This is a genomic window from Shewanella sp. QJM3NY_23 (assembly GCF_056173105.1).
In genome coordinates, this window is the sequence record NZ_CM149657.1 from 66,796 (window position 1) to 88,428 (window position 21,633).

Here is a 21,633-nt window from a genome sequence, read left to right on the forward strand (position 1 = left end):
ACCAGTGAGGTGTTTTTTTATGCCTGAGTTAAGGGGGCTTATCATACATGGTGTGATGGCGATAAATGTGCTCAACGCTCTGCGCCAACCAAGACTGAGCTTGAATATAACTGGATACCGCAGATATTGTTAAATAATCAATATTCTCAATGAATTGATTGGCTAGTGGGCAGTGAAGTCGTCGGTTTTGATCTAAGCTCAACAGAGGTGGATTGAGAAGGGGGTGGCGATGAAATACAAAACGGTGCGAGACAGTATGGGGGAGATTAAAGTGCCATTTGATGCCTTGTACGGCGCGCAAACGGCGCGCGCCTTGGATAACTTCCCTATTAGTGGCGACCCCATGCCTGAGGCCTTTATACGCGCCTTATTACTGGCCAAGCGCGCGGCAGCAGAGGCCAATGGCCAGCTCGCATTACTTGATAGCGTGACGGTCAATGCCATTGTCAATGCGGTGCAACAACTGCAGAACGATCCACTGCTGATGCAACATTTCCCTATCGATAGGTTTCAAACCGGGTCGGGAACCAGCAGCAATATGAACGCTAACGAGGTTATCGCCTGCTTGGCCAGCCAGCGCCTAGGCCGTGAGGTGAGTGCCAACGATGAGATCAATTTAGGCCAAAGCAGTAACGATATTATTCCTAGCAGTATTCATATCAGTGCCATGTTGGCGCTTGAGCAGCAATTATTGCCCGCACTAAGCCATCTGCAACAGATTATCAGTCAAAAAGCTCTGACCTTAACCGAGCGGGTTAAAACTGGCCGTACCCATTTGATGGACGCTATGCCAGTGCGCTTTAGCCAAGAGCTTGATGGCTGGGCCAGTCAAATTGAGCAATGCCAGCTGATGCTCATCGCGCTGCAGCCGTCATTGTCGGCGCTTGCCCAAGGCGGTACGGCAGTCGGCACTGGGGTCAATACCCACCCCGACTTTGCAAGTTGTTTTTGCGATAAGCTCAGTAGTATCACTGGAGTTAGATTTCGTCCAGCCGATAATCTGTTTAGCCGTATGGGCAGCCATGACACTGCAGTGGCGCTATCGGGGCAACTGAAGACCTGCGCGGTGGCGATGATGAAGATAGCTAACGATTTGCGCTGGATGAACTCGGGGCCACTGGCCGGACTCGGCGAAATAGCGTTACAGCCCTTGCAGCCCGGCTCATCCATTATGCCGGGCAAAGTCAATCCGGTGATCCCCGAAGCGGCCTGTATGGTGGCTGCACAGGTGATAGGTAATGATGCGGCCATCACCCTTGGTGGCCAGTCGGGTAACTTTGAACTCAATGTGATGCAACCGCTAATAGCGGTTAACCTGTTGCATAGCATCGAATTACTCAGCAGCACGAGCCGTTTGCTGGCCGATAAGGCAATTATCAGTTTTAGCGTGAATCAGGCCAATATAGAGGAGCCGCTACGGCGTAACCCCATTCTGGTGACAGCGTTAGCACCTGTGGTTGGTTACCTTAAAGCGGCTGAGATTGCGAAACAAGCTTACGAGCAGCAACGTGAAATCGTCGAGGTGGCTGCCGAGCAGACCGACTTAAGCCGTGAAGAGCTGCGGCGCTTACTCGACCCCAAACGGTTAACCTATGGCGGATTGGGTAAATAAAATTAGGTCTTTTTTAATCTTTACATCTTATTTTTTAAGCGTTTATACGATGAGGCTTTCTGGTCAGATGTCTGTAGCCCTTATGTTTGCTGACATGTTGTCGATATCTAATGGTGTAAGCCTAGTACGGATGGTCATGCTGTGTAATAACTAAATCTAATGGATTAAGAGTCTGTCATCGACAGTAAAAACAGCTCCTATACTTACTTCTTGGGTAGTGAATGAGGCAGTAATGAGAGAATGTCGCTCACAGACAGAGTCTACTAAGCGACGGTTTTCTTATTGGTTATCGCCTTCACTGCTCACCTATCACGTTAGAGGTTTATTATGATCCAGCACACCAAAACCAGTATTCTGACTGCGTTACCAACTGTACTCACAAGTATTCTGCTTGTTGTTATCGGCTTTCTTTCTTATAGCACTTTCGTTGGACTGGAAGAGGCTAATCAGCGTTTAGTGCATAATACTCAACTCGCAGAGGGCGTTACTGATGTGCGTGAAGCCTTTTTTCTATTACGTATCGCCACTGCTACGCATAATGCCAGCGAGGTCGTTAACAGCCAAAACAGCGCACGCCAGTTAATTGCTAAGTTGAAGAATTACGATGTGACCTTTTTAGACCAAGCCAGCAGCAAGATTGAAAGGCTCCAGCCTGCGGTCGAGCGGTATGTACGCTTATATAATGAAGAGCTCGCGCTGGCGGAGCGCACAGGTTCTGAGCCGGTTTTTACCAGTGAGCGCAGCGCATTAGGTCCTGAGATCAGTGATATTATTCGCAGTTTGGTATCGGCTATTACCGCGCGTAATCATGATTTGGCTGGGGTGGCGGCTGATGACATTAGGCAGGCAGAAATCACCATTATTAGCCTCATTATATTGACCATTGCCATAGCGTTAATCTTGGCCTTGGTGATGAGTCATAAATTGGTTGCCATTATCAATCAAATTAAATCTGTGGTTGAGCGACTAGCCCAAGGTGACTTAACCCATAAAACCAATATCAATGGTAATAATGAGCTGTGCTCTCTGGCTGGGGATCTCGACAGTGTGATTGATAACCTGCGCCTAATGCTCGCCGATATCTCTCAAGCATCAGATCATATGTCGCAGCAAATTGGGCAACTCAATGAGCAATCGACCAGCAATAGCCAAGCGCTGCAGACTCACACGATTGAAACCGATCAGGTCGTGACGGCGATGACAGAGATGAGCGCCACCGCACAAAATGTGGCAGGTGATGCCGCCTCGGCGGCGCAATTTACTCAGCAAGCCAATGCCCAAGCCGATAAATCGAAACAGGCTGTCGAGGAGGCCACAGGTAGAGTGATTGCCTTGGTCGGTGAGGTAGATAAAGCCGCGACGACCATTGGCGAAATGCATGAAAATACCCGTCAAATCGCCACTGTGCTCAATGTGATTGGAGAAATTGCCGAGCAGACAAACTTGTTGGCATTGAATGCTGCCATCGAGGCGGCGCGCGCTGGTGAGCAGGGGCGCGGTTTTGCTGTGGTGGCTGATGAAGTGCGGGCACTCGCGGCGCGCACTCAGGCCAGCACCTCTGAGATCAATACCATGTTAGATCGTTTGCGCAGTGGGGCAGAGCAGGCGGTGGCGGCGATGGATCAAACTAAACGTAGCTGCCAAGATGCCGCCGATAACACAGGGCTAGTAACCGATAATCTTGATGGGCTGGTGGCTCATGTATTTGATATTAATGGCCTTAGCAATCAGATTGCCACAGCCGCTGAGGAGCAAAGTGCGGTATCGGAAGAGATTAACCGTAACTTAACCACCATTCGTGAAATGGTCGATGAGCTTAATTTGAGCGCCAGTGCCACTCTGTCTAGTGCCACATCGCTGGCAGCGACGAGAGAGCAGTTAAGTGGTGTCGTGGCCAATTTTAAGTTGTAACTGCTAGCCGAGGTCCTTTAGGCTAATGGATAAGTAAAAAAAACCGCCTTTCAAGGCGGTTTTTTATTATCTCACGCGTTGGCAGAAAGATTACCAAGCCATCTGTAAAATTTCACGGCTGATATCTAAATCAAGATCGCCAGATTCTGATAGCGCCGTCATACCATGTGCCTTGAGAGCATCAATGACTAACTCAATTTGATCTTGGCTAATATCATGATCGCGTAAGCGCGTTTTCAGGCCGACCTGTTGGAAGAAGGCTTCTGTCTTAGCGATAGCCTGCTCGATACGGCTATCTTCATCACCTTCGGTGATGTCCCATACGCGCTCTGCGTATTGCAGTAACTTGGCGTGCTTTTGGGTTTTACGCACGCGCCACACTGATGGCAATACCGCGGCCAGTGTTTGCGCATGATCGATATTAAACAGCGCCGTTAATTCATGGCCAATCATGTGTGTGGTCCAGTCAAACGGCACACCGACCCCTATCATGCCATTAAGGGCTGAGGTGGCGCTCCACATCAGGTTGGCGCGTGCCTGATAGTTTTCTGGCTCAGCAACTGTGATTGGGCCAATTTCAATTAGGGTACGCATAATGCCTTCGGCCATGCGATCTTGCACGCGGGCATCTACTGGGTAGGTTGCATATTGCTCAATTACGTGCACAAAGGCATCAACCACACCATTAGCCACTTGAATTTTTGGTAGGCTAAAGGTCAGTGTTGGGTCCAGCATAGAGAAAGTTGGGTAGATGCTCGGGTGGTTAACCGGAAACTTACCACCTTGATAGCTTATCACGCCAAAAGCATTCATCTCTGAGCCTGTTGCTGGCAAGGTAGCGATGGTTGCCAGTGGCAATACATCTTTAGCATCGACAGGAACAGGGCTAAAGCCGTGGAATAGCAAGCTGCTGCTGTCACCTTCAAACTTGGTCGCGAGAGCGATAAACTTAGTGCCATCCATTACCGAGCCGCCACCGACAGCGAGCAGAAAATCGATAGATTCTTTACGCGCCAGCTCAGCGGCTTTAGCCAAGGTTTCATATTTTGGATTGGCTTCAATACCGCCAAATTCAAACACGGTGCGCGACCCTAGAGCGGCGATGACCTTGTCTAAGGTGCCGAAACGTTTCACGCTGCCACCACCGTAAGTGACTAATACACGGGCATCGGCTGGGATCAATTTATCCAGTTCGGCGATTCTATCTTTACCAAACACAATGTGGGTTGGGTTGCGATAATCAAAATTGAGCATGTTAAGTACCTTGTAGTCGAGCTGAAATGATAGCGTTAATGTTAGGCTTATTGGCGTAAACATAAATACCCATTGCTGGTCAATTTGTGCCTATTCCTATCACATCTGGTGGATATTGATCTTAATTGGCACAATTTGATGCTTTTTCCTGTCTTGGTGATAAAGTCGCTGTAAAATGATGATAGAGACTAATGATGACAAATATTGCAAGTTTGATGCTGGCGTTAGCGCCGCAGGAGGGTTTTAACGACACCGCCATTGCGGGGGTTAAGGTATTTCGCAGCTCCGCTTATGGCTCGCGTGGCCCCATGTGTTATTCCCAGGGCATCTTAATTGTAGGCCAAGGTAAGAAGCGGGTGTATTTGGACAATCAGGTCTTCGACTATGATCCACAAAACTCCTTGGTGATGACGGTGCCAGTGCCGTTAGAGTGTGAAACCTTTGCATCGGTTGCTGAGCCGGTATTGGTGTTAATTGTCGATATCGACTTGCCTTTATTGACCCAGTTAGTTCGCTTGATGGACGAGCATAATCAGGTGCCTAGCGATCTCAATGAGACGCGCCAACCCGGTTACTTTGTTGCCGCGAATAGCGACGATATGGCCTGTTGTATCGAGCGACTATTACAGGTGTTGCAGTCACCCTTAGAGGCGCAAGTATTAGGGCGACCTATGGTGCAAGAGCTGCTTTATCGGCTACTGGCGCTCGACAATGCGGCGCCTCTGTATGCCTTGGCGCTGAGCCACACTCGTTTGTCGCGTATCGATAAGGCGCTCACTTTTTTACATCGTCATTACGGTGATAGCGTCGAGGTGGAACAATTAGCCAATTTAGTGAATATGAGCCCTTCGGCGTTTCACCGCTGCTTTAAGGAGGTTACGGCTTCATCACCTATCCAGTATTTAAAAAAAATCCGCCTCAACAAAGCCCGTGAGTTATTGCAACTGCGTCAACTCAAGGTGAAAGAGGTCGCACTGGCCGTCGGGTATGAAAGTCCGGCGCAATTTAGCCGTGAATTTAAGCGTTATTTCAATCAAAGCCCAGGTGAGAGTGCTAAGGCGGCATTATAGACGTGCGGGGTGAGTAGCGGTTACGGATTGTGGAGCGTGTTGGATTACTGATGGTCAGCCACCTAATAAATCATTTGTTGCTAAAGTATGACATGCTTAACAATTATGCAGTTTATCTCGTGCTAGGTGTTGTAACTGGCGGCGAGTTCACGTTTTATATACAGCGAAGCTGATACTTTTATGGTTCACAAAAGGTTAGGTATCTTTTTTAAGTCATTATTTATTCAACGGCTTTGCTATTCAAGGTCTGTTTCAGTTAGGAATGTTTATGTCTTCAATTGTTCAAGCGGTGTCTGGTGATATGATTCAGCCGTATCAAGCGAATATTACTGTGCCCAACTGGATGCTCAGCTCAATGGAACGAGTGATGCAGTATTATGTTGATAAAAATTTGCGACTCGATACCCAATCAGCGTCTATGATGCCTGCGCCCGTCGAAGGCAAAAAATACATGCTGTATGCCCACATTCCTTTTTGCCATACCTTGTGCTCTTTCTGCACCTTCCACCGATTTATATTTAAAGAGGATAAGGCGCGCGCCTATTTTATTTCGCTGCGTAAAGAGATGGATATGGTGAAGTCGCTTGGTTATGACTTTGAATCTATGTATATCGGGGGGGGCACTACCACGGTATTAGAAGATGAGCTCGCGCGCACCATTGAACATGCTAAGACGCTATTTCCTAGCATTAAAGAGGTGTCGTGTGAGTCTGATCCACAGCATTTAGACAGCCCCGGCTTTAAACAGTTAAAAGGCCTAGTCGACCGCATGTCGATTGGGGTGCAAAGCTTTAATGATGATATTTTGGCGATGACAGATCGCTTAGAAAAGTTCGGTTCGGGCCAAGAAACCTTTGACAAGATCATGGCGGCCAAAGAACTCTTCCCTATTATCAACGTCGATTTAATCTTTGGTTTTCGTGGTCAAACCGATGAAGTGATCCAGCATGATTTAGATATGGCCGCGCGTCTCGATCCACGCCAAATTACCACGTATCCTTTGATGATCACCCATCAAACGCGTAAGAGTGTTAAGGACAAGCTGGCGGCGCCGCATGGCGATATGGCTCGTCAATATCGTCAAATTCTCAATAGTCTCAATGGTCAATACAATCAGCTATCGGCATGGGCATTTGGTAAGGCCAATAATGAAGGGTTTGATGAGTATGTCATCGATTATGATGAGTATTTAGGAGTTGGCTCAGGATCATTTAGCTTTCTCAATGACACCTTATATGTGAACAATTTCTCTTTGCGTAAGTATCAAGAAAATATCGCCGCAGGCCGTATGGGTGTCGAGCAGCAGAAGAACTACAGTAAAAAAGATGTGATGCAGTATCGCTTCTTGCTGGGCATGTTCTCCGGTCGGTTATCGCGTAAGTATTTCCGCGAGACATTTGGGGTCAATTTGGATTGGGCGCTGTTTAAAGAGATGACCTCAATGAAGGCCATTGGTGCCATTAAGGATGATCCGACCGATCCTGACAACTTGATCGTCACCGATAATGGCAAGATGATGGGCTTGTTAATGATGAAAGAGTTCTATTCTGGCATGGATAACGTCCGTGCTCAGCTGCGTAAGCCGCTTAAGGCCTGCGACATGTAATGGGTTAACCCTCTTGAAATGATAACTAAAAAAGGTTGAACTAGGTTCAACCTTTTTTGTATTGAGGAGCCAGCGTTGCGCGAGTTTGAACAGCAATTTTCACAGTTTATGCAATTACAGCGCCCCAGTGATGCGGCGCACGACTTGCAACATGTGTTACGGGTAGTTAAATCGGCTAAGCAACTGTGCCGTGAAGAAGCCGCTTGCGCCGATGTGGTGGTGCCGGCAGCTTGGTTACATGATTGCGTATCGCTGGCGAAAGATGATCCTCTGCGCGCCCAATCCTCACGTTTGGCAGCCGACCAAGCTATCGAGTTTTTAGGCCAGATAAGCTATCCCTCAAGGCATTTTAGTGCGATCCACCATGCCATTGTCGCCCACAGTTTTAGTGCCAAAGTGACGCCACAAACCCGAGAGGCACAAATCGTACAAGATGCCGACAGGCTAGATGCACTAGGTGCGATAGGTATTACGCGATGTATTCAGGTTGGCAGCAGTTTGCAACGCAGCTTATACAGCCTTGACGATCCATTTTGTCAGCAGCGTCTCCCTGATGATACGCAATTTACCCTAGATCATTTCTATCAAAAGCTACTGGACTTAAGCGACACCATGTGCACCACTGCGGGTCGTATTGAAGCGCTAAAACGTAGTGAGTTCATGCGGGCTTTTTTACAGCAGCTTGCCAGCGAAATATAACCGCAGTTGTAGCACTTTTTCATCGTCACACGCTATCTATTACCAAGCCAGACTATGAAAAGTTGAGCTATTATAGCCGGCTTGGTATAAAGAGAGGTTGCCACACGGCGCATGGCTGATTGATTGAGTTTAGTGCGTCACCTGACACTCATTTTATGGCTAATAATAACCACATTATCAGCTCAATTGCCCATTATGCCGGAGTCCCCATGGCTAATATCTTGCTGGTTGCCAACTTAAATTGTGACCGTATCTTAAAGCTCAATAAGCCACTTAAAATGGGGGGACGATTCCACTATCAAGATGGTGGTGAGCGCCTCGGCGGTGGCGGAGCCAACACAGGTATTGGCCTCGTCTGGGCGGGTCATAATGTGGCGCTGGTGAGTCAAGTGGGCCGCGATAAAGTGGGCGATTGGCTATTAGCGCAGGTAAGTACCTTAGGGATCGACTGCCGTTTGATGCAGCGTCATGACGGTAATACCCCTGAAATGCTCCTAGTGATGACACCCGATGGTGAGCGCACCATTATTCGCCCGCAGCGGCCGTTGTTCGAGTTAGCCGCTCCACCTAAGTGGTCTAACTGGGATGCGCTTTATATTAATTCGTCGGCCGAAGGTGCGGTGAGTTGGGCTAAGACCGCATTAAATCATTGCTGGGTGATAGCGCAACTGGCTAAGGATAATCGTCCTCGGCCTTGTCATGTGTTAATTGCCTCTAAGGCCGACATGCAAGGACGAAGTGAGTTATCGCCTTGGCAATACGGTTTAACCATAGCAGGTGCCAGCTTACAAGCCTTTGTGGTGACCGATGGTGAGTCGGGGGCAATGGTATACCAAGCCGATGGTGAGCAGCACGTGGCGGCGCAGCCTGCCGAGGTGGTGGATACGACAGGGGCGGGCGATGCTTATGCTGCTGGATTAATCCATGGCTTAGTGCAGGGGGATCCTGTTGTGGTGGCTATGGAGGAAGCCGCGCGCTGGGCGGCATTTGCGGTGTCGACTCACAGCTCTATTCCGGGGCCGCAGCTACAGCACTACTTAGAGGCATCGATGGGTGATAAGCTTTGAGGTTGGCACACGGTGTTAGCTTGTAGGCCGTCCCTTTTGACTTTGAATCAATCCGCCGATATTTATTTAACACTGTCATCTTAGTGTCATCATTGCCGCTTATAGTGGCTTCATGGTCACAGCGTAGCGCTGACCAAAAGTCTGACTTCTATTGAGTAGCGTGTTTCTGTTCTCTTGCCCTTATCCTGGGGCATTTTTTTTTGCCTGTTATTTATCCCTATTGACGAACTTTTTTGTGGCAATAGCATGATTTAAAAGTTGTAACATTTTGATCTTATTACGATGTTAATCAGTTTGTGACGCAAAAAATCTCTGTGGTCGCTGCTAGCAATCAAGCCATTTTGTGTTAACTTATCTTGAGTTTAGGGGGATATTGATAACATAAAACCCATATATGAATCGTACTATGATTGCAGAGCTGGGTGATTCACTTCTTGTGGTGGTAACTGATGATTGAAAAAATATCTGGCTTATATGCTGGCGATCAGGTGTGCCTAGTCGCAGCGGTTAATAGCATGATCGATGCAAAGCAGCCTTGCCAGCAGTTGGTTGTGGGCACCTTGGGAGTCGAGGGTGATAGCCAGGCTGACCCTAAGCATCATGGCGGTTTAGATCGCGTGCTACATCATTTTCCGCGCGAACATTATGGCCAATACCGGCGCTGGGATATGATGACTGGTTTTAAAGATGCGCCGGCGATGGGCGAAAATATCAGTACGGTCGGTCTCGATGAAACTCAGGTCAATATTGGTGATATTTTTGCTATTGGTGAGATACGAGTGCAGGTGACGCAGGGACGTTCACCTTGTTTTAAACTTAATCATCAATTTGGTCATCCTGAATTTGCCTTAGCGATGCAAACCAGCGGTTTGTGCGGTTGGTTTTATCGCATTTTAACCCCAGGAACTTTGTATTTAAGTGATGGGATCCGCTTGATTGAACGTTGCAGCGATATCAGTGTACGCGAGTCTATGGCGATCTATTTTGCGAATCAATTTGATGCCGCAGCTTACGAACGTCTTGCCCATTGCACCGGCTTAGCACTGGCATGGGTGGTCAGTTTGCAACACCGTTTAGCCAGCCAAAAGATTGAGCCTTGGCAGATGCGTCTGCTCGGTCCAGAGGCGATACATTCTGGTTTACGTGCTGAATATAAATAAGATGAATACCCATAATAAATGATGTATTACCAAGGAGAGAGTCGTGACTGAATACGAGGCATTGTCCAGAGATGATAAAAATATGGCGGTAGCAGTACATCTTGCCAGCTTCTCCGGTTATCTCATCCCGCTGGGGTCGATATTAGGCCCCTTGATTGTATGGCTGATGAAGCGCGACGAGATTGCGTTTGTCGACCACTGTGGCCGTAACTGTTTAAATTTTAAGATCAGTATGATTATCTATGCGGTGATCTGCTTTATTCTGATGTTTATCGGCATTGGTTTTATTTTGTTTGGCGTACTGGCGATTTTCGATATTGTGGTCACCATTATTGCGGCGATGAAGGCCAGTGAGGGGATCTGTTATCGTTATCCCTTAGCGATCCCTTTTTTTAAGCCATAGGCGCCTTGTTAGCGGTTAAGCCCTTGTAGACCTCTAAATATAAGTTGCAATAACAAGCCCGCGAATGCGGGCTTGTTATTTTTTTACTCAGGGTTTTACACTTTAAAGCCCGCGACTAAAGTGTCTAAGCGTAAGGCCAGTTGATTAAGCGATTGGCTGGCTTGCGCGACGGCATTGGACGTTTCCGTCGTGCGCTGGGTGATCTCACTGATCTCGGTGACATTGCGATTAATGTCTTCCACCACGGTCGATTGCTCTTCAGTTGCAGCAGCCACTTGGATATTCATGTCGCTGATGGCACCAATCTGTTGGCTTATCTCGACTAATGAATGGCGCGCCTTATCAACGGCCTGCACCCCTTGTTCGCTGCGACTTTTGCTTTGCTGCATCGCAGCGACAGCTCGGGCTGCTTCGGCTTGCAAGTTATCAATCATTTTTTGTACTTCATCGGTTGATACCGCGGTGCGAGAGGCGAGATTACGTACCTCTTCGGCGACCACGGCAAAGCCTCGGCCAGCTTCACCGGCACGCGCCGCTTCGATAGCAGCGTTTAATGCCAGTAAATTGGTTTGGTCAGACACGGCGCGGATCACATCTAAAATACTGCCGATAGAAGTGGTGTGGTTGGCGAGAGATTCAATAACATTGCCCACTTGTTCAACATCCTGCGACAGGGCGTTGATGGTATCGCGTGCATCACCTGCAACATCTTGGCCCGATTTAGACTCTCGATCGGCCTCTTTTGCACTGTCGGCTGCTTGCGCTGCGTTGCCAGCAATTTCGTGAACCGTAGCGCCCATTTGATTAATCGCGGTCACCACCATCATGGTTTGATCTTTCTGTAGCAGGCTGTCATCTAAAGTTTGCTGGGCTTGTTCGGCCACCTCTTTAGCCGCGTGGCTTAACTGTACACTGGTGTCGGTAACTTCGATAATAGATCGTTGAATTTTTTCGATAAAACTATTAAACCCTTGCGCCAGTTGGGCCAGTTCATCATTGCCATCAACGGGCAGACGTTGGCGTAAATCGCCTTCGCCTTGGCCAATATCTTGGAGCATGTTAGCGACTTTGGCGATAGGTTGGCTGACAGAGCTTGCGACGATCACGGCCAAACCAATAAAGGCGGCGGCGATCAGTACGGTCCACATTAAAATTTGGTAGGCGGACTCTTCTAATAAGGCAAACACTTCACTTTCGGGCACTTGAGCGATTACATACCAATCCATCGAGGTTAAATAACTGCTGGCAACTAATACTGACTCGCCGTCTATTTCGGTTCTGATCAGCTTAAATTCGCTTTTAGATAATAGAGATTGAGTATCACTTTGCGGATAGAGAGAGGCGACATTGGCCTTGCCAATTTGGCTGGTATCTTGGTGCAGCTGTACCTGACCTTTAGCGTCAACAAGGTAGACAAATCCGCTCTGTTCTATGGTGAATGAGCCGAGTAGGCGCACCATATCGTCTAGGGATTTCCCCAGCCCCACTAAACCTCTGTCATTGGGTTGCTGGTAGTTGATAAACAGTTTGACCTCGCCATTGGCCTCGGTAAATACGTTGAGCATGCGCTCTTGACGACTGTCTCTATAGTCGAAGAACCAGCCATCTTGCTCTGGGCTTAGGACGCGTAAAAAACCGTCTTGGGTATAATAGGCGCCGGTTTCGCGGTCAGCATAAGAGGTCTGAGCCAGGTGGTACTGCTGCTGCATACTCTTGAGCTGCTCGATGACAATCGCTTCGCTTTCAGCAGGACGTCCGGCGACCAGCCACTGTTTCAACATTTTGCTACTGGCGAGTTGCTCGGCGGCCTCCAGCAGAATAGCGATATCCATTTCAATTTTATTGCGGATCGCAAACAGGGTGTTGGGCAGTTCAGAGGTCAGCATGCGTTGCTCGACCACATCTTTGGCACTGCGTTGACTGAGCACACCGACGAGGGCGGTTGATAACAACACGGCCAAGGCGACGGTGAGTAAGATTTTTTGTTTAATGGTTAGCATATTAAGCGTCATAGCGGTCACTCACATCTACAATTGTTAAATAGCGGTAGCTAATTTGATGAGTCAATCTAAGGCCGAGCAAGAATGATCAAACATGCTCAAACATTCGATAGTGTATTGGTAGGATGATGTTAAATGTGCGCTTTAGGTAACGCTTGTAGGTATGGTGAGCGATTATGGTTACTTATTATCACAAGCGCAAGCAAAAACACGCTCATGTGAGCGTGTTTTTATTTACAACTAAGTTGGTTACATATTAGGGTAATTGGGGCCTCCGCCGCCTTCTGGCGTTACCCAGGTGATGTTTTGGCTGGGATCTTTAATGTCGCAGGTTTTACAATGGATGCAGTTTTGAGCATTGATCATAAATTTCTTTTCGCCCGCTTCTTCAACGATTTCATATACCCCGGCGGGGCAGTAACGCTGGGCGGGTTCATCAAATTTTACTAGGTTAACCTGCAGTGGAATACTCTCGTCTGTTAAACGCAGGTGACAGCGTTGATCTTCTTCATGATAGGTGTTTGACAAGTACACCGAAGAGAGCTTGTCGAAGCTGAGCTTACCGTCAGGCTTAGGGTAATCAATTTTATTGTAGGCACCCACTTCGGCCATTTGAGCGTGATCAGGATGCTCGTCGCGCAGCGTGATAGGGAACTTGCCGCCAAACCAGTTTTGGTCAATATAGTTAAATGCGCCACCAAGGTAAGCGCCAAATTTGTGCATTGCAGGGCCAAAGTTACGTGAGGTATAGAGCTCCTCTTGCAGCCAGCTTTGTTCAAATTTTTCTTGGTAACAGTCGAGATCTTTGCCACCGTCTACCCCGGCATGTAATGCATGACAGATGGTCTCAGCAGCAATCATGCCACTCTTCATGGCAGTGTGGGTGCCTTTGATCTTGGCAAAGTTAAGGGTGCCGGCATCACAGCCGATGATCAGTCCGCCAGGAAAGCTCATTTTGGGCAGTGAATTTAGTCCGCCCTTGGTAATGGCGCGTGCGCCATAGCTGATACGTTTACCATTTTGCAAATATTGACTGATCACTGGATGGGTCTTATAACGCTGGAACTCATCAAAAGGACTGAGATGCGGATTTTGATAGTTAAGGTCGATAATTAACCCCACCGCCACTTGATTATCTTCTAAGTGGTATAGGAAACCGCCACCCGATGCACCATCATTGAGCGGCCAACCGCCAGTATGGACCACTTTACCTTGCTGGTGCTGCTCGGCAGGGACTTTCCAGATCTCTTTAAACCCTAGGCCATAGTGCTGTGGCGTCTTGCCATTGTCTAGGTGGTATTTTTCGATCAGTTGTTTACCTAAATGGCCACGGCAACCTTCACTAAAGACGGTGTATTTGGCATGCAGTTCCATACCCGGTTCATAGCTGTCTTTAGGTTGGCCATCAGCGCCAATGCCCATGTCGCCAATGATGATGCCTTTGACGCTGTTGTCGTCATTAAACAGCAGTTCGCTGGCGGGGAAGCCGGGAAAAATCTCAACGCCAAGTGCTTCGGCGCGCTCAGCCAACCACCGGGCAAGGTTGCCGACGCTGATGATGTAGTTCCCCTCATTGTGCATTGTCTTGGGGATTAAGGCATTAGGCATGGCACGCGAAGCGGACTCAGATCCCAACATAAAGAGTTCATCGTGAGTGACTGCAGTATGAAGAGGCGCACCTGTAGTTTTCCAATCACTAAAGAGCTCACCCAGTACCTTAGGTTCAAACACGGCGCCAGATAAAATATGGGCACCGACTTCAGAGCCTTTTTCTACCACGCAGACAGATAACTCTTGGCCACTGTCTTGGGATATCTGCATTAGTCGACACGCTGTGGCTAGGCCTGCAGGCCCAGCCCCAACGATAACAACGTCAAACTCCATCGATTCGCGTTCCATCACTTCACCTCTTTTATTACTTATCCCCCGATTGAAACGGGTGTTTTATTCTTTGCCAACACCTTACCTTAAATTTGCTAGATGGCACAGAGTTTAAGCAGTCAAGATAGACTAATTGATAGCAATTATCTGCGTGAGCGCTGTCACAGAATGTTAACGGTGACAGGGGGGCGGAGTAAAAATGTGGCGTGAAAGGTGTTAACTAGGCAGCAAATCGGCCTATAATTAGCAAACGACGGTTCTCCGAGCTTTCTGTCCTACGTCTATGATATGGACAGTAAGCCGTGGCAATAGTGCCACCGGGGTGAGAAGAGAAATTGACTCACCTCCCCTTACTTGGAAAGGTGATCATGTCTCAACTACAAGACAATTTTGGTCGAAGATTTCACTATTTACGGATGTCAGTCACTGACGTTTGTAATTTCAAATGCACTTACTGCCTCCCCGATGGCTACCGTCCAGATGGTAAGCCTAAGTTTTTAGATCTTAATGAGATTGAAAATCTAGTCGGCGCCTTTGGCGAAGTGGGTACGCAAAAAATTCGTATTACGGGTGGCGAGCCCACCCTGCGTAAAGACTTTAGCGACATTATTCGTATTGTGGCCGATAACGACAATATCTCTACTATTGCCACGACCACCAACGGCTACCGCTTAGAAAAGCACGCAAAGGAGTGGTTTGATGCGGGGCTAAGACGCATCAATGTCTCGGTCGACAGCTTAGATCCACGCATGTTTTATCAGATCACCGGCGAAAACAAGTTCGATGAGGTGATGCGTGGCGTCGATGCGGCATTATCGGCCGGCTTCGAGCGAGTAAAAATTAATGCTGTGCTGCTTAAAGGGCTAAACGACAAAGACTTACCGCGCTTTTTGCACTGGATTAAAAATACGCCTATCGACCTACGCTTTATCGAATTGATGGAAACCGGCTTAGGGCGTGACTATTTTCAGGCGCACCACCTTGCCGGTGCCGACATCAAAGCTCAGCTAATACAAGATGGCTGGCATTTAGACCGCTCGGCAGTCGATGATGGGCCAGCGCAAAACTTCAGCCATGACGATTTTAAAGGCCGTATTGGTTTGATCATGCCTTATGAGAAAAACTTCTGCGCTAACTGTAATCGTCTGCGGGTATCGGCTAAAGGTAAGCTGCACTTATGTCTCTTTACCGAGCACGGTGTTGATCTTAGAGACTTGCTACAGCAACGTGAGCAGCGCAGCGAGCTTATTGAGCGGCTGCATGGTCAACTGCAGACCAAAAAGCAAACTCATTTTCTCCATGATGGCATCACCGGCGTTACCCAGCATTTAGCATCCATTGGCGGTTAATCGGCTTCTATGACCTAACGCAATAACATGGCGTTAGGGCATAGGTATACTCGGCTGCCAGTCAGATACTTGGGTGTGGCTGGTTATCGAATCCATTATTGAGTGAAGAGGCGTTATGGGCCATTGTACTACTTCGAAATTCATACCATTAAATATTGCGATCTTAACCCTGTCAGATACCCGCGATCTGAGCCGCGATACGTCGGGCCAGTTTTTAGCCGATGCGATTGTCGATGCTGGCCATCGCTTGTTGGATCGTCAGCTGTGTAAAGACGATAAATACCAGATCCGGGCGCAGCTATCACAATGGATAGCGACCGATGACATACAAGTTATCATCACCACTGGTGGCACAGGCTTTACCGAACGCGACAATACTCCTGAAGCGGTGCTCCCACTGTTTGACCGTGATATTGATGGTTTTGGTGAGTTATTCCGCCACATCACTTATAACGAGCTTGGCACATCGACGGTGCAATCTCGTGCATTAGGCGGTTTTGCCAATAAGACGGCGATTTTTTGTTTACCCGGCTCAACCGGGGCCTGCCGCACTGGCTGGAACCAGATTATTAAACAACAACTTGACGCCACACATAGGCCTTGTAACTTTGTAATGCATCTCAAAAAGGTAGCGACAGATGAGTAATCAATTCACCCATATTAATGCCGACGGTAACGCCCATATGGTCGATGTGACCGAAAAAGCGGTTACCGAGCGCGAAGCCCGCGCCGAAGCCTTTATCGAGATGGCGCCAGCGACCCTTGAGATGATCATGAGCGGCAGTCACCATAAAGGTGACGTATTTGCCACGGCCCGCATTGCCGGTATTCAAGCGGCAAAGAAAACCTCTGACTTAATTCCACTGTGTCACCCATTGATGCTGACTAAGGTCGAGGTTGAACTGGAGGCCCAGCCCGAATTTAATCGAGTGCGTATCACCAGTTTATGCAAGTTATCGGGTAAGACAGGCGTTGAGATGGAAGCCCTTACCGCGGCTTCGGTGGCGGCGTTAACGATTTACGATATGTGTAAAGCGGTGCAAAAAGATATGCTGATTTCGCAGACACGTCTCTTAGAGAAGCGTGGCGGCAAATCGGGTCACTTCAAGGTATAACGGCTACAAGCGTTTAAGGTATCGATAAATGATAAATGTACTTTTTTTTGCTCAAGTTCGTGAGCTATTGGGTGAAGGTTCGATAAAGGTTGAGGCATCCGATGCAACGTGTACCGCCGAAGGATTAAGGGCGCAGCTGGCGGCTAAAGATGACAAATGGGCTAAAGTGATGGCGTCAGATAAGTTATTGGTGGCCGTCAATCAAACCATTAGCAGCTGGGATACCCCAGTTGAAGATGGCGATGAAGTGGCTTTCTTTCCTCCTGTGACGGGAGGCTAATATGACAGCGATGTTCGATCGGGTACTGGTGCAGACTGACGATTTTAGCGTGCCACAAGAATATGCCCGTATTGCCGATGATAATAGCGACGGCGCTGTGGTGACGTTTGTGGGTAAAGTGCGTGATTTCAATGACGGCAGTGCCGTTACCGATCTCACCTTAGAGCATTATCCGGGTATGACAGAAGCCGTACTGCAACAAATCACGGCACAGGCACGTGAGCGCTGGCCGCTCAACAAGGTGACCATTATTCACCGTGTGGGAACCATGGCGCTTGGTGAGCAGATAGTGTTTATTGGTGTCACCAGTGCGCACCGCAAAGCCGCGTTCGCTGCCTGCGAGTTCTTAATCGACTTTTTAAAGACCAAGGCGCCATTTTGGAAGCTAGAGGCGGGCGATCAGGGTAAAAACTGGGTCGAAGCCAAAGATGCCGATGAACAAGCGGCGCAGATGTGGCAACAAAAATAGCCGCAATTTAGGGCATATTCTAGGGTAGTACTGCTGACGTTAGCTATGTTTTGCCATGGCTGTTAGCCGCCGATATTGACGATAATCAGCGTCGCAGGATAGCCTTTTGTTAGCATTGGGGAGAGAGGTGTGAAGAGCTTTATTCGCGCTGTGGCGATATTCATCATGTGTGTTGGTACATCGCCAAGCTGGGCAAGTGATGCCCCCGCCATTGCGGCGGCGGCTAACATTAAGTTTGCGCTCGATAAAATTGCCGCTAATTTTACCCAAGATACGGGGCAGCGGGTGCGGATCTCCTATGGCTCTTCGGGTAATTTAGTGGCACAGATCCGCCATGGAGCGCCGTTTGAACTGTTTTTATCTGCCGACGATAAATATATTTATCAATTGCATAAGCTTGGTGTCACCACTAGCGATGGCGAGCTGTATGCCATTGGGCGTTTAGCCTTAGCAGCCCCTAAAACCTCTGCTTTAGCGTTAGATCCCCAGCTAGAGGGGTTAAAAACCATGCTGCAACAAGGCCACCTGCAACGGTTTGCTATCGCCAATCCCGATCATGCGCCTTATGGTGAGCGAGCTCGCGAATACCTTGAGCATCTTGGCATGTGGCAGCAAGTTCAATCCCATCTTATTTTTGGCGAAAATGTCTCCCAAGCCGCCCAATTTGCCTTGAGTGGCTCCACCGATGGCGGCATTGTGGCGTTATCTTTGGCGATGGCGCCCCAATTTCAAGCGGTTGGCCATTATGTGGCGCTGCCCAGTGAGTGGCATACGCCGCTTAATCAACGCATGGTATTGACCGAGAAAGCAGGCGATACCGCCAAACTCTTTTATGATTACCTGCAGCAGGCAAAGTCGCGCGCGGTGTTTACCGAGTTTGGTTTTGGTTTGCCTGAACTCACATCACAGGAAGAGTAATAGATGGATTGGCAAGCGTTAGGTTTATCGATCAAATTGAGCACAGTAACTGTGCTTATACTGATCCCTTTCGCTATCTGGGTGGGGCGCTTGTTGGCCTATCATCAATTTCGCGGCAAATCTTGGGTCGAAGCCTTGATCATGGTGCCTTTGGTATTACCGCCTACCGTTATCGGCTATTACTTGCTGGTGGGGCTTGGCAGTCAGTCTTGGTTAGGCCAGTTGCTACAAAATGTGCTTGGCCAGCAGTTAGTATTCCACTTTTCAGGGCTGGTGGTCGCCTCGGTGTTAGTCAATATTCCGTTTGCTATTCAGCCCATTCAACGTGCCTTTGAGGCGGTACCCGAAGAGGTGCGTGACGCTGCAGCGTGTTGTGGTATGAGTCCGTTTAAAGCGTTAACCAAAATTGAGCTTCCCCTCGTGTGGCCTGGTGTACTGACCGCCTTGGTGCTCTGTTTTTCGCATGTGTTAGGCGAATTTGGTGTGGTGTTGATGATGGGCGGCAACATTGCCGGTGAAACTAAGACCATCGCCATCTCGATTTATGACAGTGTACAAGCCTTCGATTTTGCCAGTGCAGGGCAGATGTCGTTGGTATTACTGCTGTTTGCCGTTACTGCGCTGGCGCTGACCACCAGTTTGTCACGCCGTTTGGGAGGCTTAAGTGTCTCAAGACGTCGCTGATCTATATTGCAGGGTTAATCAAACCCAAGAGATAGTGCTCGATGCCGAGTTTACCTGCCGCGCGGGTGAAGTGTTGGCGGTGGTGGGGCCATCGGGAGGCGGTAAGTCGACGCTACTGCGGATGATAGCGGGGTTAGCCAAGCCTCAAGCGGGAGAGATACGCTATGGCGAGCGTCAGTGGTTTAATAGTCAGCAGGGGGATTACCTTACCCCACAGCAGCGTCATTTAGGCTATGTGCCGCAACACTTTGGCTTGTTTCCCAATATGACGGCGCTAGAAAATGTGGTGGCTGCGCTCGATCACATCCCTAAGACCGAACGCGTTGCTCGGGCCAAAGACTGGTTAGAGCGAGTCAATTTACACGGTCTACCAGACAGGCTACCCGCTAATTTGTCGGGCGGTCAACGTCAACGGGTTGCTTTAGCGCGGGCATTGGCGCGTCAGCCTTCGGTATTACTGCTCGATGAGCCTTTTTCTGCGGTCGATCGTGAAACTCGTGAGCGCTTGTATCTTGAGTTAGCAAGGCTTAAAGAGCAGTTAGCGATTCCGGTGATTATGGTCACTCATGATCTCAATGAAGCCCTGCTGTTAGCCGATAGCATGATTTTAATCAGCCAAGGCGTGTTGTTACAACAAGGCGCTCCCAGAGACGTACTCACCCGGCCATGTAACGAAGCGGTGGCAAAGCAGATGGGACTGCGCAATGTGTTTGATGCTGAGGTAGTGGCGCAAGAAGAAGCGCGGCAGATCACTTGGCTTAAGTTTGGCGACCACCTTATCGCCAGCAGTTATTTTGACAGCCTAGATATTGGTTCAACGGTGCGCTGGGTGATCCCCAATCAAGGCATTCGGTTTAACTCCATTGCTAAAGGGCGTCTGTGTCGGAGCTTTAACAAGTTGATTATCACAGTGGAGTCGACCTTGGCGATGGGCGAAACCATGCGCATTGTTGCCAGCATCAAGGGGGTAAAACATAGCCTCAATGCCGAAGTGCCGTTACATTTGGCGCAAAAGCTGGCCCTAGCCCCTGGGGTTGAGACTGAGGTGGCACTGAAATCAGAGCTTATCCATATCCTAGAAACCTGCGCTGCAGGCTAAGTGAACCCTAGTTGATTGTATGATCAATGATTAATCTTTTTTCCATCTTTTTTCCATCATAGTGGCTTTACAATGCGCTTATTTAGATAAGTGCGGTAAGGAGCAAAAGATGACTAAAAAACTGACTGGTTCATTAATATTAGCTTGTGTACTGACCTTACCTAGCGTGGTGGCCTATAGCTATGCCAGCCCATCAGTGGCGCAGACAGCAGCAGAGGCGGCTAAGGCTAAACCTGATACCCCCGTAGCGCTTACAGGACACCTGATAAAGAGCCTAGGGGAGGAAAAATACCTGTTTAAAGACCACAGTGGTGAGGTTGAAGTCGAAATCGACAATGCCTTATGGCGTGATATTGAAGTGTTGACTAACACCACTGTCACCCTAAAAGGTGAGGTGGATGACGAATGGCAAGGGGTTGAGATTGAAATTGATGAAATCGATCTCCTAGCAGATTAACACTAGCCCGCAGCTTGTTGCTGGGGTTAAGATACCGATATTAAACATTTTATGGAGGAGTTATGGCTCGTTGGTTAATCAGTTTAGTGCTGTTATCTAGTGTCAGTGTTGCTGGGGTTGCCAGCGCGAACTCGACAGTACTGGAGTTACTATCAGATAGCCAGAGTCTTACTCCGCAGCAGCTCATTGCGCAAGCGGAGAAAAACTACCCTGGCGTGATTTCAGAATTTGATATCGATGTGATTAATGGTGAGCTGATCTATGAAGTGAGTATGATCAACACCCAAGCCGATACCGTCACAGAATTTGAATTTTGGGCTAAAGATGGCAAGCTTATTAGGCAGAAAGTGGAAACCTTAGAGGCCGACGATCGTGACGAACTGAAAGCCGTGCGCATGATGCAAGAGATGGATCTGGGCTTTTCACAGTTGCTTAAAACAGCCATGGGGGATAGCACTGCGCATATTGTCGAAGCGCAACTCGATCATGACTTGGGGATCAGTTATCTTGAACTCAAATTAATTGATCAATATGGCAAACGTCGCTTGGCGTTTGATATTGAAAACCAGCGGCCTTTGCCCCTGCTTAAGTGGGATTAA

The 21,633-nt window shown here is 48.6% G+C and carries 21 protein-coding genes and 1 riboswitch; of the genes, 18 read left to right on the forward strand and 3 right to left on the reverse strand.

Annotated features, from left to right (window positions below; translation table 11 throughout):
- Nucleotides 1–229: 229 nt before the first annotated feature.
- Together AC0VXX_RS00290 and AC0VXX_RS00295 are read left to right on the forward strand one after the other, a co-directional pair.
- On the forward strand, nt 230–1,612 hold the full coding sequence (locus AC0VXX_RS00290) for a class II fumarate hydratase (RefSeq protein ID WP_475515452.1): 1,383 nt from the start codon (nt 230–232) through the stop codon (nt 1,610–1,612).
- 327 nt (nt 1,613–1,939) lie between these two features.
- On the forward strand, nt 1,940–3,523 hold the full coding sequence (locus AC0VXX_RS00295) for a methyl-accepting chemotaxis protein (protein WP_475515453.1): 1,584 nt from the start codon (nt 1,940–1,942) through the stop codon (nt 3,521–3,523).
- Between the two features lie 90 nt (nt 3,524–3,613).
- On the opposite strand, the gene AC0VXX_RS00300 is transcribed toward AC0VXX_RS00295, so the two are convergent.
- Entirely contained in the window at nt 3,614–4,777 is a 1,164-nt protein-coding gene (locus tag AC0VXX_RS00300) for an iron-containing alcohol dehydrogenase (RefSeq protein ID WP_475515454.1), read from the reverse strand.
- A gap of 191 nt (nt 4,778–4,968) precedes the next feature.
- Here AC0VXX_RS00300 and AC0VXX_RS00305 point away from each other — a divergent pair, with 191 nt between their 5' ends.
- From AC0VXX_RS00305 to AC0VXX_RS00330, 6 genes are all read left to right on the forward strand, one after another.
- Nucleotides 4,969–5,847, forward strand: coding sequence for an AraC family transcriptional regulator (locus AC0VXX_RS00305; protein WP_475515455.1), 879 nt, complete (start codon nt 4,969–4,971; stop codon nt 5,845–5,847).
- Nucleotides 5,848–6,115: 268 nt separating this feature from the next.
- Nucleotides 6,116–7,453, forward strand: a complete 1,338-nt coding sequence (locus tag AC0VXX_RS00310) for a coproporphyrinogen III oxidase family protein (protein ID WP_475515456.1) — start codon at nt 6,116–6,118, stop codon at nt 7,451–7,453.
- A gap of 108 nt (nt 7,454–7,561) precedes the next feature.
- The gene (locus AC0VXX_RS00315) at nt 7,562–8,152 is read left to right on the forward strand and encodes an HD domain-containing protein (protein ID WP_475516891.1); all 591 of its coding nucleotides are present in this window, start codon (nt 7,562–7,564) and stop codon (nt 8,150–8,152) included.
- Nucleotides 8,153–8,361: 209 nt separating this feature from the next.
- Nucleotides 8,362–9,219 carry a PfkB family carbohydrate kinase gene (locus tag AC0VXX_RS00320; protein ID WP_475516892.1) on the forward strand — a complete coding sequence of 286 codons (858 nt, stop codon included), beginning with the start codon at nt 8,362–8,364 and terminating at the stop codon, nt 9,217–9,219.
- A 449-nt stretch (nt 9,220–9,668) separates the two neighbouring features.
- Entirely contained in the window at nt 9,669–10,379 is a 711-nt protein-coding gene (locus AC0VXX_RS00325) for an MOSC domain-containing protein (RefSeq protein WP_475515457.1), read from the forward strand.
- Between the two features lie 82 nt (nt 10,380–10,461).
- Complete coding sequence (locus AC0VXX_RS00330; RefSeq protein WP_475516893.1) at nt 10,462–10,782, forward strand: DUF4870 domain-containing protein; 321 nt, start codon at nt 10,462–10,464, stop codon at nt 10,780–10,782.
- 95 nt (nt 10,783–10,877) lie between these two features.
- On the opposite strand, the gene AC0VXX_RS00335 is transcribed toward AC0VXX_RS00330, so the two are convergent.
- Both AC0VXX_RS00335 and AC0VXX_RS00340 read right to left on the reverse strand, forming a co-directional pair.
- Nucleotides 10,878–12,794 carry a methyl-accepting chemotaxis protein gene (locus AC0VXX_RS00335; protein ID WP_475515458.1) on the reverse strand — a complete coding sequence of 639 codons (1,917 nt, stop codon included), beginning with the start codon at nt 12,792–12,794 and terminating at the stop codon, nt 10,878–10,880.
- A 237-nt stretch (nt 12,795–13,031) separates the two neighbouring features.
- Nucleotides 13,032–14,681: an electron transfer flavoprotein-ubiquinone oxidoreductase gene (locus AC0VXX_RS00340; protein WP_475515460.1), complete on the reverse strand. Its 1,650-nt coding sequence runs from the start codon at nt 14,679–14,681 to the stop codon at nt 13,032–13,034.
- 229 nt (nt 14,682–14,910) lie between these two features.
- A riboswitch (molybdenum cofactor riboswitch) is annotated at nt 14,911–15,044 on the forward strand.
- Between AC0VXX_RS00340 and moaA the strand changes: the two genes are divergently transcribed.
- From moaA to AC0VXX_RS00390, 10 genes are all read left to right on the forward strand, one after another.
- Nucleotides 15,032–16,012 (forward strand): GTP 3',8-cyclase MoaA, encoded by a 981-nt coding sequence (gene moaA, locus AC0VXX_RS00345; protein ID WP_475515461.1) that lies wholly within the window; start codon nt 15,032–15,034, stop codon nt 16,010–16,012. (Overlaps the previous riboswitch by 13 nt.)
- Nucleotides 16,013–16,127: 115 nt before the next feature.
- Nucleotides 16,128–16,658 (forward strand): molybdenum cofactor biosynthesis protein B, encoded by a 531-nt coding sequence (gene moaB, locus AC0VXX_RS00350; RefSeq protein WP_475515462.1) that lies wholly within the window; start codon nt 16,128–16,130, stop codon nt 16,656–16,658.
- Nucleotides 16,651–17,127 (forward strand): cyclic pyranopterin monophosphate synthase MoaC, encoded by a 477-nt coding sequence (moaC, locus tag AC0VXX_RS00355; RefSeq protein WP_110458727.1) that lies wholly within the window; start codon nt 16,651–16,653, stop codon nt 17,125–17,127. Before moaB ends, moaC begins: the two co-directional genes overlap by 8 nt.
- A 28-nt stretch (nt 17,128–17,155) precedes the next feature.
- The gene (gene moaD, locus AC0VXX_RS00360) at nt 17,156–17,407 is read left to right on the forward strand and encodes a molybdopterin synthase sulfur carrier subunit (protein WP_110458726.1); all 252 of its coding nucleotides are present in this window, start codon (nt 17,156–17,158) and stop codon (nt 17,405–17,407) included.
- A 1-nt stretch (nt 17,408) separates the two neighbouring features.
- Nucleotides 17,409–17,876 (forward strand): molybdopterin synthase catalytic subunit MoaE, encoded by a 468-nt coding sequence (gene moaE, locus AC0VXX_RS00365; protein WP_162599231.1) that lies wholly within the window; start codon nt 17,409–17,411, stop codon nt 17,874–17,876.
- Between the two features lie 165 nt (nt 17,877–18,041).
- Nucleotides 18,042–18,794, forward strand: coding sequence for a molybdate ABC transporter substrate-binding protein (modA, locus tag AC0VXX_RS00370; RefSeq protein ID WP_475516894.1), 753 nt, complete (start codon nt 18,042–18,044; stop codon nt 18,792–18,794).
- Nucleotides 18,795–18,797: 3 nt separating this feature from the next.
- Entirely contained in the window at nt 18,798–19,478 is a 681-nt protein-coding gene (gene modB, locus AC0VXX_RS00375) for a molybdate ABC transporter permease subunit (protein WP_475515463.1), read from the forward strand.
- Nucleotides 19,459–20,577 (forward strand): ABC transporter ATP-binding protein, encoded by a 1,119-nt coding sequence (locus AC0VXX_RS00380; protein WP_475515464.1) that lies wholly within the window; start codon nt 19,459–19,461, stop codon nt 20,575–20,577. Before modB ends, AC0VXX_RS00380 begins: the two co-directional genes overlap by 20 nt.
- A gap of 109 nt (nt 20,578–20,686) precedes the next feature.
- Complete coding sequence (locus AC0VXX_RS00385; protein ID WP_475515465.1) at nt 20,687–21,034, forward strand: NirD/YgiW/YdeI family stress tolerance protein; 348 nt, start codon at nt 20,687–20,689, stop codon at nt 21,032–21,034.
- Nucleotides 21,035–21,096: 62 nt separating this feature from the next.
- Nucleotides 21,097–21,633, forward strand: coding sequence for a PepSY domain-containing protein (locus AC0VXX_RS00390; RefSeq protein ID WP_475515466.1), 537 nt, complete (start codon nt 21,097–21,099; stop codon nt 21,631–21,633).